The following is a 14,384-nucleotide window of genomic DNA, read 5'->3' on the forward strand; positions in this document are numbered from 1 at the left end:
AGATAGAAAAATCTCTTATCTTTTAAAACCTTAAGACTTTTCTAGATCTGATTTTGTATCACTAGCATCACTAGCTGTTCGCTCATCTGTGACTTCAGCATCACCAGACGCGGTTACAGATTCTTCTGGACCCATCTCCTCAGCCACAGCCGGTAACGTAACCGTAACGGTTGTCCCCGATCCGAGTTCACTTTGCATCGTGATCGTTCCCTCATGCAGTTCTACCAGTTCCTGCGTAATCGCAAGCCCCAGTCCCGTTCCCCCATTCTGATGATTTACCTGGAAGAAGCGGTCCCGCACTTTAATTAGATGTTCCTCACTAATTCCGATACCGGTGTCCTGAACAGCTGCAATAATCTGACCATTCTCCTCTTTGACCGACAAGAAGATCCAGGAATTCTCATGTGAAAATTTGATCGCATTATCCACAACATTCAGGAAGACTTGTTTCAGTCTGTTGCCGTCTCCATGGACATTATAAGCACGAGTCTCGTCCGTCTCCAACTTGAGATGGACCTGTTTTTGTTCCGCTTTGGCCCAGACATTCAACATCGTTTCCTGTACAATTTCACGAATGTTGACAGTTCCTTTGACCAGCTTCATCTGATTCTGCTGCAATTTGGAGAAATCCAGCATCTCTTCAACAAGTCCAATCAGTCGTTCGGTTTCCTTGGAGATAATACCCATACCGATACGGGTTTCATCCGGATCATAACCGCCTGAATCCAGTGTCTCACTCCAGCCTTTGATACTGGTCAAAGGTGTTCTTAATTCATGTGAGATCGAAGAGATAAAATCATCCTTGATCTGATTACTGCGCACGATTTCATGTGCCATGAAGTTAAGTGTTGATGCCAATTCGCCCAGTTCGTGCTTATAATTCCCCTTGACCCTGACATCCAGCCGTCCTCTAGCCATTTGGGCAGATACTGCGGTGATGTTATTAATTGGACGTACAATGGAATTTGCCATACCAATGCTGATGATCAATACAAGAGAAAGCACAGCAACACCTACAGCAGCTGCAAGCAATCCCATCACTAGTAATTTTGAATTAACTAGGTCAAGAGATGTCAAGTACCTGACAACGTAAGTATTCTCGCCTCCAAGGTCAAGTTTATGAGATACTGCCATCACTTGTTCTCCTGTAATTGGCTGTCTCCCGACCCAACGACCCACATTCCCGTTCATCGCCTGAGAGATGTCACTGGTCTGAAGAACAGCATGTTCTGACTCAAATGCCGTAGAACTGGCCAATACTCTTCCGTTCAAATCGAGAATTTGTAATTCAGTATTATCAAGTTGAAGATTCACAAGCAGATACGATAGATTATTACCATCTTCTGCACCATTCACTAGAGACAAAGGTTCTTTAAAATCATTTGTCATCGTAATCCGCTGGTTTATAGTATTATAGATACTCTCATAATAGTATCTTTGCACTGCAAGCATAAATATGAATTCAACTAACAACAGAGCAAGAAAAACTACGATGAAGTAATGTAATACGATCTGTCGCGTAATGCCTTTTTTAATCATTGCTCCCGGCCCTTCCATTTGTAGCCGTGACCCCATACAGTCTGGAGGTATTCGGGCTCGGAAGGATTGTTCTCAATTTTCTGACGCAGACGACGAATGTTGACATCCACAATTTTGGGATCACCCATGTACTCTTTGCCCCATACATGATCTAACAACACATCGCGGCTGAGCGGTGTGTTTTCTTTTTCCAGGAAAAACTGAATTAAGGAAAACTCCGTTGGAGTCAATTCAATGGCTTCATTCTGTTTCTTGAATTGCTTCGAGATCAAGTCCAGTGAAAATGGTCCAGACTGGAACGTAACCTTCGCCGCAGTTTCCCGGTGCACGTTCACACGGCGTAATAAAGACTGAATACGCGCAATCAACTCTGTTGGGCTGAAAGGCTTGCTTACATGATCATCTGCACCAACAGAGAGTGCGTATACTTTATCTTGTTCCTGAACTTTGGCGGTTAAAAAGATGATGCCCAGACGTTCATTGGTCTCACGGATCCTGCGACACACCTCGAAACCATCTATACCAGGTACCATAACATCCAGTAGAGCCAGATCAATGTCAGGTACTGTTTGCAGTATGCGAAGCGCTTCATGCCCGTCTCCAGCTTCAAGTACTTCGAATCCGTTTCTCTTCAAATTGATTACAATAAAACTGCGGATGGATTCCTCATCCTCAAGAATAAGTACTTTACTCATTAAGTTCTTCCTTTCTATTTGTCTGCGATAAATTTTCTAAGAGTCCAGGGTTCCCATCAAGTTGAGAACCACGTGAAGCAATAATATGTTCATTGTTCCGTGTAATTTCTTTCCAACTCTTTCCCTTCTCCTGTTCCCACTGCGAAAGTGTGAAGTATTTAATTTCACCAACAGTTTCATCAGTGTCAATCATTTTAAAGCGAATATACTTGTTTTTTTCCGATTTAGTATCAATAGTTATTTTCCCATACCAATCCGATTTGAGATTTAAATGGAATGAATTTGCATCGTCTCGATACTGAAAAGAGACAAATTTCTTCCCATCTTTTCCATCCCATTGGTAAAAAGTATAGAACCACATTCGCTCATCAAAAACATAATGCTCCCAACCCTTTGGTGTTTCTTTTAATCCAAATTCAATAATATCATCATTATTGACATCACTACTTAAAATTTTGTCATCTCTATAAGTTTGATCGGGTGATTTGAAAGCATTTATCAATTTATCGTCTTTTACATATATGATCTGTGAAAAAGTACTTCGATCATCTAACTCAGCATCCAAAACAATACCCATTTTGTTCTCAGCAATCTGTCCGCCGAGTGCGCTATATATTTCTTTAACAGTATAGTCAGTCTGCATGCGATCAACTTCTTTAAAACTACCCTCATTAAATTGATATAAGGCAATTGTGGCAAAACCACTCGTATTTAATGTCACTATCACAAAATCACTTTCGTTGTCCCCATTTAAATCCAGCGCGTTTCCTTGAATATCGTCAATAATAAATTGATTGTAGGGCACACCACCCATTACCTGTTCAAGGGCACCTCCTTTGTAGGAGTAGGCCATTAAGGCTTTCTGGGCTTCAACACTTACCCCGAGAACAATGTCTGGATTTCCGTCATCTGTAATATCCAATAATTTAAATGATTGCAAGCTATTCCCCGGAACGTCAAATGTAAGTTTTTTCACCCATGTATCACCCTGTTCCTCTAAGAGCATTCCATGAATCCGCACATTCTCATTAGGGGTTTCGTAGAAAACAATAGCCTCACGAGTACCATCACCATTCAGATCAGCAACACGAATCATGCTTGTATTATTCAGATCTTTGGGCCGGATTAACTTACTCTCCGATGGTTGTTCCTTCTGTACAATCGTATATAATTTCTCCTTGTCCATGGACATCATAGGTTGCTTCATCAGAAGCTTGGGATCACTTATGACTGTACATCCGCTTAGAACAGAACCAAGCATAATTGCCATAGTTCCTGCTGCTACAAAGCGTCCCCACCGTGAATTAAACAATCTCATCACTCTTTTCAATAGTTTAAATCTGGTTTTTTTCTTGCTGTGTCAGTCTTCGTCCACGAATATCAAAAGCAATCTTGCCTTCTGCCAATCCCCAGATCCGTGTGGCATGTTTCTCAGCAAGCTCAATAGGCAGCACTGCAATGACTGTTGCACGTTCTTCTTCACATAATTTGCGCAGCGTTTCCAGCACCGAATCTGCTGTGTGAGGGTCAAGACCAATGACTGGTTCATCCGCCAAAACGACTTTGGCACCGTGAGCAAGTGCTCTTGCAATAGCAACACGCTGCTTCTCGCCACCACTGAGCTTCTCTGCTATTTGATGTGCTTTATCAAGTAATCCCAACCCTTCGAGATAATCCATAGCACCCATATAGTCATCGGAACGTACCATACCGGTTACCATTCTCCATACAGGAGTCTGACCCGATCGTCCGATTAATACATTTTTAAGAGCCGTACGTCTAGGAAATAATTCTGGATTTTGTTCCAAGTATGCCCATTCCCGTTTGATTTTCCGTTTTCCAGACCAGCCTTCTTTCAAAATCTCGGCGCCATCCACCGTAAACCGGCCTGAATCCCATTTCTCCATCATAGCCAGACATTTGAGCAGCATGCTTTTTCCGCTACCGCTTGAACCAACTACAGCTATCATCTCACCCTGTTGCATATCAAATCGAATATCCCGCAGAACGGGAACGCGGTCCACGCCAACGGATTTACTCAAGTTCTCTACTCTGATCATCGCGATGTCTCCTCTTGTCCATGTTTTTCCCTACCACTAGTGTACTCGGAAATGGACATCAATTTCCATGCGAACACCAGCTTCTATTTTAACACAGATTCGAACTCAGGTTTACGACGAAATAATATACCTGCCACGCCGAAAAGAAGGTACATGATTCCGAGCAAGGTGAACATGCTTCCGGGTGAAATCCAGTTGATCATCTGACCACCCAGATTCGGCCCAATAATACTTCCAATCGTGAAATGAAAGGATGCCACAACGTTGGCTGCAGGCAGCAACACCTTAGGCAAAATGTCTGCGGCATAGGCCAGGCCCAGTGAGAAAAATGAACCAACCAGGCCACCTGCAATTGTTAACAATACAAGAGTCCACCAGAAATGCGTACCTGCGATTGGAACCAGCATGAAGATGATTCCCCCGCTGATGCCCGCAAACATCAATATCTTCTTACGCCCATATCGGTCACTCAACATCCCGAGTGGCAATTGAAGGAACAAACCTCCAATCCCGATAAAAGGAAGCAACGACGAAATCTGATTGGTATCGAATCCAATACGCAGCCCATAAACGGGGAAGTTACTATTCATACCCGCTTCCATATATCCGTATAAGAGTGCTGGTAAAAGTGCATACCAGGCCCATGCCAGACTTCGACGGAAGCGACGTTCCGGCAGTTGGCCATGCTCTGCTTTTTCCGGTTTTGTATCCGGAAGCTTCATTAATACCAGTATAAGTACTGCTGCGATACAGATGAACAAAACCCAGAAAGGGACAGCATAACCGAAGCCAAGCAGCTTAATTCCCAGCGGACCAATACTGAATCCCAGCCCATAGGACATGCCATATAGTGATATGTAGCGTCCACGCTTTTCAGGAGCGGTAACAAGCAGTACCCATAGTTGAGCCGCATAATGAAGTGCGCTGTCTCCTATTCCAACGATCAGACGTAATATGAACCATATTTTAATATCTGGAAAATACGGAAATAGTATTAAAGGGACCATGACTAATATCAGGCCACCTACAATCAGCTTTTTGAACCCGAATGCACCCAGTAGTCGCTCCGCAACGAGAGTCATGGCAAAAGAGCCAATGTACAACGCGGCGGCGTTTAATCCGTTTAAACCTGGTGAAACCCCTTTTTGCTCCAAAAATATCGAAAGCACAGGCAGCAAAAGCCCCTGACTTATTCCCGCCACCACAATAACCGTAATCAAAATGAGATAGTTGGCTGTCGAGTGTGATAGTTTGGGACGAGTAATCGATGACACGAATTCATTCCTCCTGCGAGCACACAAAGAAAAATCGCCATCGCTGACGACTTTTGTATGGTATACATATGGTTTTAAACTGCTATTCAAAGATCAGGGCTTTGCCCCGGACTTGAACATTATAGTGGACAACGCCCTGCAAAACAAGCCATAATAGAGGTTGTTCAAAAAGTTCACTTTTGATTACGAATCATACCTAGTGGCATCATCAGCTTCGAAGATGAAATTCAGCCGAAATGTCCGTTGCTCACGTAGTTTTCCTACGCTCCGCTACTCCATTTCTAGCTTCGTTCCATCTTCTTGTTACTGAAAACCAGACTTTTTGAACACGCACTAATCGTACTTAAGTCGCTGCGTACATTTAGATGTGACGGGAGGATTCTGCAACATTATGGCTTATCATGTGAAAATTGATGTTTCACCGATATATGAAATGCTTAACAGCTTTCTAGTTTATGTCACGAAAAAATGGATTCAGCATCTGGATATTGGTCCTGAATGGATTCTGGAAGTGGAAGGCAAACTAAGTTCCAATGTACGAGCTGCGCTCGCACCTGCTGCCACTTGGCCTTTTGATGATTTTGATGTTTTGTTTGCATGGGCAGCCTATCAAAATGATACATCGGAGAATCGTGATTTCCTGGACATGCTTGCCGGAATGACAGCGGAAGACCTGTTTGCACGTGTGTCTCCTCTTCTGCCGGCTCTTACAATAGAAGAATCTACGCGCATTCGGAACAGCTATGTCCCATTATTGCGACTATGGGATGAACACTACTGTCAGAATATGAGCGAAGATCAGCGTGTGTGGCTGGAAGAAGATGCCGAAGAAAAACGCATTTTGCTTGATAAAATGGGCTCTGAACTGCTTATTGAATATGCTACAGCGGGCGTTCTTGTTGAACCGATGCCGGGACTGAACGAAGTCATCCTGTTTCCAACGGTGCACAATCGTCCTATTAATATGTACTGTTTCTATGAGGGTATGATGATCATGCAGTATCCCGTAGATGCACCTGAAGAGAACGAAGACCAGCCGCCAACATGCCTTTTACGTTTCACCCATGCGCTGGCTGATCCCGAAAGACTTCGCCTGCTTCGTTACGTATCGGATGAACCCAAATCCCTCGCTGAGATGTGTGAAGAATTGGGTAAAGACGAAGACACGGTCAAAGACCAGGTTATGGCGCTACGCATCGCAGGTCTGCTACGGACCCATCTGCTCGGAAGTAACCGTAAAGAGAAATACAGTATTCGGCCGGATGGCGTATCTGAATTGAATATGTTCCTGGAATCCTATATTCGCATTTAATTTAGTTGAACCATTGTGGATTTACTGGCTACAAGGAGTGAGTTAGATCATGAAAATAATGAAACAACATATTTTGTTTGACCTTGATGATACACTCGTATATTGCAACAAATACTTCAACCTGATTTTGGGAGAGTTCTTTGAGAATATGCAAGAGTGGTTTGATGGACATTCTCTGACAACACAAGAGATTCGGGAAAAACAGCTGGAGATCGATGTAACCGGAGTGAACAAGCTTGGTTTTGCGAGTCATCATTTCCCGCAATCCCTTATAGATACCTATCGTTATTTCTCCAGCAAGTTCGCCAGATTAACCTCTCCCAGAGAAGAGTCTTATCTGAGCAAGTTGGGTATGAGTGTGTACGATCAGGAGGTTGAACCCTACCCTCATATGGTTGAAACGCTTGAGAACCTCAAAGGTGCTGGACACTCCCTCTACTTATATACCGGCGGCGAAACCGTGATTCAGCAGCGCAAGATTGATCAGATGAAACTCTCGGCTTATTTTGATGATCGGATCTATATCCGACAACACAAAAACGTCGAGGCACTGGAAGGCATTCTGTCTAATGGTCCGTTTGATCGTCGTGCAACATGGATGATTGGCAACTCACTACGCACAGATATTATGCCTGCGGTAAAAGCCGGAATTCACAGCATTTATATCAAACAACCGAATGAATGGCAATACAACATCGTAGAACTTCAGCCTAATCCGGAAACGTCGATGTATACCATCACTGCACTGGAAGAGGTACCAAAAGTCATACACGAAAATATACAACAGCAGCAACAGAAAAGGACCCTTGGTTAAGGGTCCTTTTGCTGTATGTTAACTGTTAACTAAGATCAGGCATCCTGCTTCTCGCCAGATAATTTGCCTGTTACTACGTCCTGCAAAATAATCCGTGCTTTCACCGTACTCCCGTCTTTTCGTTTAAACGATAGTACTTGTGTACTGCCCTTCTCAATCAGCGATTTTAACATCGTACTGGTGATTTTTTTGCCCGCATACTCTTTCCAGACCACAAATGAACAGCCTTCCTTGAAACGTGAGCATCCATAACCCTTCTTGCCCTCTATAATCTGACCCGTGCAGCCAGGAGAGGGGCAAGGTGCCAGTAACTCTCTCACTCCAGATGAGCTCGCACTTGAGGACGGCGCCTTGGTGGTCGTGCTTTTCCCACTGCCAACTCTCGATGAAGATGCCGTAGCCTGACGAGACGTTTTTACAGTTGAACCGCCACTAGCCGTCTTGGCAGATGTCCTTGTATTCCCGGCCTGCGTTCTGGCTCCCTTGCCTTTTCCCCTACCTCCACGCGAATCTTCCCCAAAAGCATCTGCTGGTGCCGGGGCTTGTACACGCACTTTCTCAATGATGGACAAGGTGAATTTCTTAACGTTCTCCATGAACTTGTCCTGACCCGCCTCACCTTTGGAAATCTGATATAACCTTCTTTCCCATTGCCCGGTCATCTCAGGTGAAGTTAACAGATCTACACCCGCGCGACGAATCAACTCAATAGCCGTTCTGCCTTTGAGCGTTAACTGCATTTTCTTCCCTTGCAGCGTAATGTAACCTACGTTTTTGAGACGCTCAATTGTAGCCGCACGTGTAGCCGGAGTACCCAGACCACTATCTTTCATCGCATCTCGCAGCTCTTCATTCTCGATCTGCTTGCCTGCACTCTCCATCGCTTTCAGCAATGTTCCCTCGGTATAACTTTTGGGAGGCTGGGTCGCCTTCTCCTTGAACTCACTCTTCGTACATTGGACAGGCAATTCAGGTTGCACAGCAAAAGCCTTGTCCGTCCACTCTTCAGCTTCCTCTTCCTCATTGCCGTTTTTCTTGGTCTTTTTCTTGCCTGCACCGCCCTGTTCCTGATCTCCAGAACCGAGAACCACTTTCCATCCGAGGGACAACAGCTCTTTGACAGATGTCTTAAACTGATGTTTCTCCACTTCGGTGAGCACGGTATGTTGCTTATACTCCGCCGGAGGATAAAAGTGAGACAAGAAACGTCTGACAATCAAATCATAGATGTTCTGCTCATCTTTGGATAAGGTACCTGGTCGTTTCAAAGTAGGTAGGATCGCATGGTGATCCTCAACCCTGCTCGGATTACATACCCCTTTATTATTCTTATGAACAAGCTCCGACTTGGCCCCTTGCGCAAGCTCACTATAGGTACCATTTTTAAGCAGGTTTAGTGTTTTGTGCATACCTTCAATATTCTGTTCTGTAACATAGTTGGAGTTTGTCCGCGGATACGAAATTACCTTGTGTTTTTCATACAAGGCCTGTGCAATATCCAGTGTTTTTTTGGCTCCATATCCGAACTTGGCATTGGCTTCACGCTGTAAAAGGGTCAGGTCATACAAACGATACGGATACTCCTTCGTCTGCTTTGCTTCGTATTTGGTAATCTGCCCTGTCTTGCCCTTCACACTGGCTGCAATGGCCTCTGCTGCCTCCGCATCGGTCAACTTATCTCCCTGACGCAGTCCCCGGTACTCCACACCTTCCTGCCGAAACCAGGCGGCTACTTCATAAAAGGTCTGTGACTGGAACGCTTCAATCTCGATTTCCCGATCGTAGATTAGCGCGAGTACCGGCGTCTGTACACGGCCTACAGACAACAATGCATTATGGCGGGTTGTAAACGCCCGTGATGCATTCATGCCGATCAGCCAATCGGCTTCACTTCTGGCGCGAGCAGCATGGGTCAGATTTTCAAATTCAGAGGCATCCTTCAGACCATCAAAACCACGTCTAATGCTCTCTGCCGTCAAATCCGATATCCATAAACGCTTTACAGGCTGACGCAGCTTCAATTGCTGTTGTATGAGGGCGAAGATGTACTGACCTTCTCTCCCTGCATCGCAAGCATTAACGATCGCTGAAGCCCGTTTTGCCAGTTCTCCAATCATTTTGAGCTGATCTTTTGTTCTCGGATTGGGTACAATCTTGAACTGATCGGGTATGATCGGCAGGTCCGCTATATTCCAACGCTTGTACTTTGTATCATAGGCATCCGGTTCAGCCAGTCCAAGCAAATGCCCTATCGCCCAAGTAATGATGTAATGCTCACCCTCCAGATACGTGCGATTGTTCTTGGCTTTTGGTTCTATGACGGCGGCAATGGTTCGACCCATGTCGGGTTTTTCCGCTATAACCAGTGTCTTCATCCGTCCATCTCTCCTCCTTCACCGTCCGCATGACGGCAAAAAGGGGCATTCCGCCGACGGAAGCCCCTTGCTTCTGAAACTCATTATATCAGATTTTGGATTCGGGAGCACCTTCCCGAAATGAATTATCCTGCTGCTTGTTCCTTTAATACATGCTTTTGTCTGCACTCTTTGCATACACCTTGGAAATCCAGACGATGATCCGTAACAGCAAAGCCATACTGACGCTCGATTTGTTGTTCCAAACGAAGCAGACCATCTTCCATAATCTCTTCCACTTTACCACATTCTGTACAAATCAAATGATGGTGGTGATGGGAACCGTCTGTACTTCGCAGGTCAAAACGCGCAGCACCGTCACCAAAGTTAATCTTTTCAACGACCTGAAGGTCACTCAACAATTCAAGAGTTCGGTATACGGTAGCCAATCCAATCTCAGGGAACTGCTCCTTAACCAGCAGGAATACTTCCTCTGCGCTAAAATGATCCTTCTCATGTTCAAGCAATACACGTACAGTAACTTCCCGTTGTTGTGTTAACTTATATCCTTTTTCAACCAATTGATTTTTAATGTGAAAGATCTGTTCTGAAATGGACTTGTCCCGGTTACTTGCCATAGCAGGTCGCACCTCCGATTTATATTCATTGAAATTTACTTTTATCGTAGGGATTCATGGTTTCAGGTAATCCTTATTTATAATCATTATAATATAATAATAAATCTTTATCACTTAAAAAGCAATGATATTGCTCACACTTACATGAAATATGTAGTCAAATTGGTTAAAATAACAGCAAACAACCCTCGCTGATCGCGAAGGTTGTCATTGATATCTTGTTCTATACTTTTACACCAGAACCGAAGCACCCATCAAGTATTTGTCCACTTCACGAGCAGCCTCACGTCCTTCATTAATCGCCCATACAACCAAGCTTTGACCACGACGCATGTCACCTGCTGCAAATACTTTATCCACATTGGTGTTGTATTTGCCGTAACGTGCCTTAACGTTTGTGCGACGATCTGTTGCAAGTCCCAGTTGCTCTACCAACGTTTGTTCCGGTCCATCAAAACCAATGGCAATCATGGCCATCTGAGCCGGGAATACACGCTCTGTACCTGGAATCGGCTGATAAATCTTGCGACCAGTCTCATCCACAATACGCTCGATCTGTACTGTATGCAATTCTTTGAGGTTCCCCTCATCGTCTCCAACAAATTTTGTTGTCATGATGGAGAACTCACGCGGATCTTGACCAAACAACGCTTTGGCTTCCTCTTGCGCATAATCAAGTGTGTATACGTTCGGGAATTGCGGCCAAGGGTTGTTAATGCGATCACGCTCCATAGGCGCTTGTGTATGCGTACCGAATTGAGTGATCGTACGACAACCATGGCGCAGCGATGTAGCCACACAGTCAGATCCTGTATCACCGCCACCAATGACGATAATATCTTTATCTTTAGCGGACAGATATTGACCATCTTCCAGATTGGAGTCCAGATAACTCTTAATGCTGCCATTCAGGAAATCCATTGCGTAATGAACGCCTTTCAAGTCGCTGCCTTCAATATTGAATTCACGCGGCTTCGTTGCACCACCGCACAATACAACAGCGTCATATTCATCCACCAGTTGTTGTGCTGCAATATCTTTACCAATCTCGGTGTTCGTAATGAATTGAATGCCTTCTGCTTCGAGCAGATCAACACGACGTTGAACTACGTTTTTATCCAATTTCATCGTTGGGATACCGTACATCAGCAATCCGCCGACACGGTCCGAACGCTCATATACGGTTACCGAGTGTCCTGCTTTATTCAACTGAGCCGCAGTAGCTAATCCCGCTGGACCTGAGCCTACCACAGCTACACGTTTACCCGTGCGTTTTTCAGGAGGTTGGGGAACCACCCATCCTTCTTCGAAACCTTTTTCAATAATTGCTTCTTCAATCGTTTTGATGGTTACAGGCTGACCAATTAAGCCAACTGTACATGATCCTTCGCAAGGAGCTGGACAGACGCGACCTGTAAACTCTGGGAAATTATTCGTTTTGTGAAGGCGCTCAAGTGCTTCTCTCCACAGTCCGCGATATACAAGATTATTCCATTCTGGAATCAGGTTATGCACGGGGCAACCTGACGTGCCGCCAATCATATCTATACCTGTATGGCAATACGGGGTACCACAATCCATGCATCGTGCACCTTGTGTTCTGAGCTCTTCTTCAGCCATGTGTTTATGAAACTCTTCCCAATCCTTAATCCGCTCCGCTGGCTCACGATCTGTTGGCAGTTGACGTTTGTATTCCATAAATCCAGTAGGTGTAGACATCTTACGTTTTCCCCCATCCGTTCTTGTCTTAATCCCTTCATGTGCATGGTTCTATATGAAATGGATTACTCATTACTTGAGTTTTTGTATATTGTATCACAAAATCTTCTCGAAGATATTTCAATTATAGTAGCATTTACTGTGCTGAATATTAAATGGATTATCCGCATAATTATTTGTATTTTATACATCATATCTTTCAAGTCTACCCATGGTCAATACCCTTATTTTGGTGTTAAATGTGGTTTTGAACTGCGAAATCTGGTGTGTGTTACAGAAATAAAAGGTCGAAACGTTAAGTGAATGTTAGATAATTTGTCATCAAATTCAACATATTTTGCTATAAATCGTTCTCAATTCCGAATATCAGACCTGTTTTAGGGCTTCACGACGTTAAACCCCCAAAATTTTTACACTTTTTTACTGTTTAATGATTGGTCGTATGTATATTATACATAAATTCCAATTACTTATGTTATATTAATGTTATATGTATTCCAGTTTAAACAAGTGACTCATTTTTTTTATAAAGAAAAGACGCTGTTCACGAATATTTCGTAATCAGCGCCCTCTCATCATACAAATACGACCGAAGTCAGGAATTTCTTATGCCCTATTTACCGTTTACGTTCGTAAAATTCGAATGTATACGCATGAACATTTTTTTCATCCTGTTCGCCTTCAATCTGTTCAATCAGTTCCCATTCGGACCAATCCACTTCTGGGAAAAACGTATCTCCCTCAAAATTCTCATGAATTTTGGTCACCACAAGACGATCTGCAAGTGGCAGGAACTCACGATACACTTGGGAACCCCCAATTACGCACAGTTCCTCACCTTTGGTTAGACTCAGACCCTCCTCAATCGTATGTACGATTTCAGCCTGTTCCACCTTGTAGTTCAGATCTCTTGTCACTACGATGTTACGACGCTGAGGAAGCGGCTTACCGCCAAAAGATTCCCACGTATTACGTCCCATGATAATCGTTTTGTTTAATGTACGTTGTTTGAAAAAGGCCATATCCTTGGGTAAACGCCATGGAATCGAATTATTTAATCCGATCACACCGTTTTCCCCCATTGCCCATACCAATTCAATACTCAAGGGTAATACACTCCTTCAATCCAAGTCTCTTGTCGAGATTGAACACATAATTAGACTGCAATTGGAGCTTTAATGCCCGGATGATGCTGATAGTTCTCAAACTCGAAATCTTCAAACTTATAATCAAAAATAGAATCCGGCTTACGCTTGATTACCAGCTTAGGTAAAGCATAAGGTTCACGCTTCAGCTGCGTTTTAACCTGATCAACATGGTTGGAGTAGATGTGAACATCCCCTCCAGACCAGATGAAATCACCCACCTCAAGATCACATTGCTGGGCGATCATATGAGTCAAGAGCGCATAACTCGCGATGTTAAACGGCAATCCGAGGAACGTATCCACGGAACGCATCGTAAGCATACATGATAATTTACCCTCTGCAACGTAAAACTGAAACGCAAAATGACAAGGTGGCAGCTTCATATTATTGATCTCAGCCACATTCCATGCGCTGACAAGGTGACGACGTGAATCCGGATTATTTTTGATCGAATCGATGACTGCAGCGATCTGATCAATTTTTTCTCCGTTCGGTGCTTCCCATGTACGCCACTGCGAGCCGTATACCGGACCGAGATCCCCATTTTCGTCCGCCCAGTCGTCCCAGATCTTCACACCGTTTTCTTTCAAATAAGATATATTCGTATCGCCACTCAAAAACCATAACAGTTCATGAATAACCGATTTGAGATGAATTCGTTTGGTTGTTACCAGCGGAAATCCTTCGGAGAGATCATAACGGAGTTGTCTGCCAAATACAGATTGTGTTCCTGTTCCTGTACGGTCTCCTTTATGCACGCCGTTGTTCAGAATATCCTGCAATAAATCGAGATAGTTTTTCATGTTGTTATCCCCTCGCACTTCTTATTTG

At 44.0% G+C, this 14,384-nt stretch carries 12 protein-coding genes; 2 read left to right on the top strand and 10 right to left on the bottom strand.

Going from position 1 to position 14,384, the window contains the following annotated elements; translation table 11 throughout:
* Positions 1-30 precede the first annotated feature (30 nt).
* From EL84_RS23860 to EL84_RS23880, 5 genes are all read right to left on the bottom strand, one after another.
* Positions 31-1,539: a sensor histidine kinase gene (locus tag EL84_RS23860; RefSeq protein ID WP_047843372.1), complete on the bottom strand. Its 1,509-nt coding sequence runs from the start codon at positions 1,537-1,539 to the stop codon at positions 31-33.
* Positions 1,536-2,234 carry a response regulator transcription factor gene (locus EL84_RS23865; protein ID WP_017688086.1) on the bottom strand — a complete coding sequence of 233 codons (699 nt, stop codon included), beginning with the start codon at positions 2,232-2,234 and terminating at the stop codon, positions 1,536-1,538. The genes EL84_RS23860 and EL84_RS23865 overlap by 4 nt, the downstream gene beginning before the upstream one ends.
* Positions 2,227-3,546: a hypothetical protein gene (locus EL84_RS23870; protein ID WP_053061594.1), complete on the bottom strand. Its 1,320-nt coding sequence runs from the start codon at positions 3,544-3,546 to the stop codon at positions 2,227-2,229. The genes EL84_RS23865 and EL84_RS23870 overlap by 8 nt, the downstream gene beginning before the upstream one ends.
* 22 nt (positions 3,547-3,568) lie before the next feature.
* Entirely contained in the window at positions 3,569-4,294 is a 726-nt protein-coding gene (locus tag EL84_RS23875) for a phosphonate ABC transporter ATP-binding protein (RefSeq protein ID WP_036613671.1), read from the bottom strand.
* A gap of 83 nt (positions 4,295-4,377) precedes the next feature.
* Positions 4,378-5,568 carry an MFS transporter gene (locus tag EL84_RS23880; RefSeq protein ID WP_047843373.1) on the bottom strand — a complete coding sequence of 397 codons (1,191 nt, stop codon included), beginning with the start codon at positions 5,566-5,568 and terminating at the stop codon, positions 4,378-4,380.
* Between the two features lie 391 nt (positions 5,569-5,959).
* Between EL84_RS23880 and EL84_RS23885 the strand changes: the two genes are divergently transcribed.
* On the top strand, positions 5,960-6,880 hold the full coding sequence (locus EL84_RS23885) for an ArsR/SmtB family transcription factor (protein ID WP_036613670.1): 921 nt from the start codon (positions 5,960-5,962) through the stop codon (positions 6,878-6,880).
* 49 nt (positions 6,881-6,929) lie between these two features.
* Positions 6,930-7,694: an HAD family hydrolase gene (locus EL84_RS23890; RefSeq protein WP_047843374.1), complete on the top strand. Its 765-nt coding sequence runs from the start codon at positions 6,930-6,932 to the stop codon at positions 7,692-7,694.
* A 35-nt stretch (positions 7,695-7,729) separates the two neighbouring features.
* Here EL84_RS23890 and EL84_RS23895 read toward each other — a convergent pair whose 3' ends face one another.
* From EL84_RS23895 to thyA, 5 genes are all read right to left on the bottom strand, one after another.
* On the bottom strand, positions 7,730-10,069 hold the full coding sequence (locus EL84_RS23895; protein ID WP_047843375.1) for a type IA DNA topoisomerase: 2,340 nt from the start codon (positions 10,067-10,069) through the stop codon (positions 7,730-7,732).
* A gap of 125 nt (positions 10,070-10,194) precedes the next feature.
* Positions 10,195-10,686, bottom strand: coding sequence for a Fur family transcriptional regulator (locus EL84_RS23900; protein WP_036613667.1), 492 nt, complete (start codon positions 10,684-10,686; stop codon positions 10,195-10,197).
* Positions 10,687-10,917: 231 nt separating this feature from the next.
* Positions 10,918-12,405 (bottom strand): glutamate synthase subunit beta, encoded by a 1,488-nt coding sequence (locus EL84_RS23905; protein WP_036673826.1) that lies wholly within the window; start codon positions 12,403-12,405, stop codon positions 10,918-10,920.
* 617 nt (positions 12,406-13,022) lie between these two features.
* Positions 13,023-13,511, bottom strand: coding sequence for a dihydrofolate reductase (locus EL84_RS23910; protein ID WP_047843376.1), 489 nt, complete (start codon positions 13,509-13,511; stop codon positions 13,023-13,025).
* Positions 13,512-13,561: 50 nt separating this feature from the next.
* A complete protein-coding gene (thyA, locus tag EL84_RS23915; RefSeq protein ID WP_047843377.1) occupies positions 13,562-14,356 on the bottom strand; it encodes a thymidylate synthase in 795 nt (264 codons plus the stop codon).
* Positions 14,357-14,384 lie beyond the last annotated feature (28 nt).

Source organism: Paenibacillus sp. VT-400, assembly GCF_001029205.1.
Lineage (GTDB): Bacteria > Bacillota > Bacilli > Paenibacillales > Paenibacillaceae > Paenibacillus > Paenibacillus amylolyticus.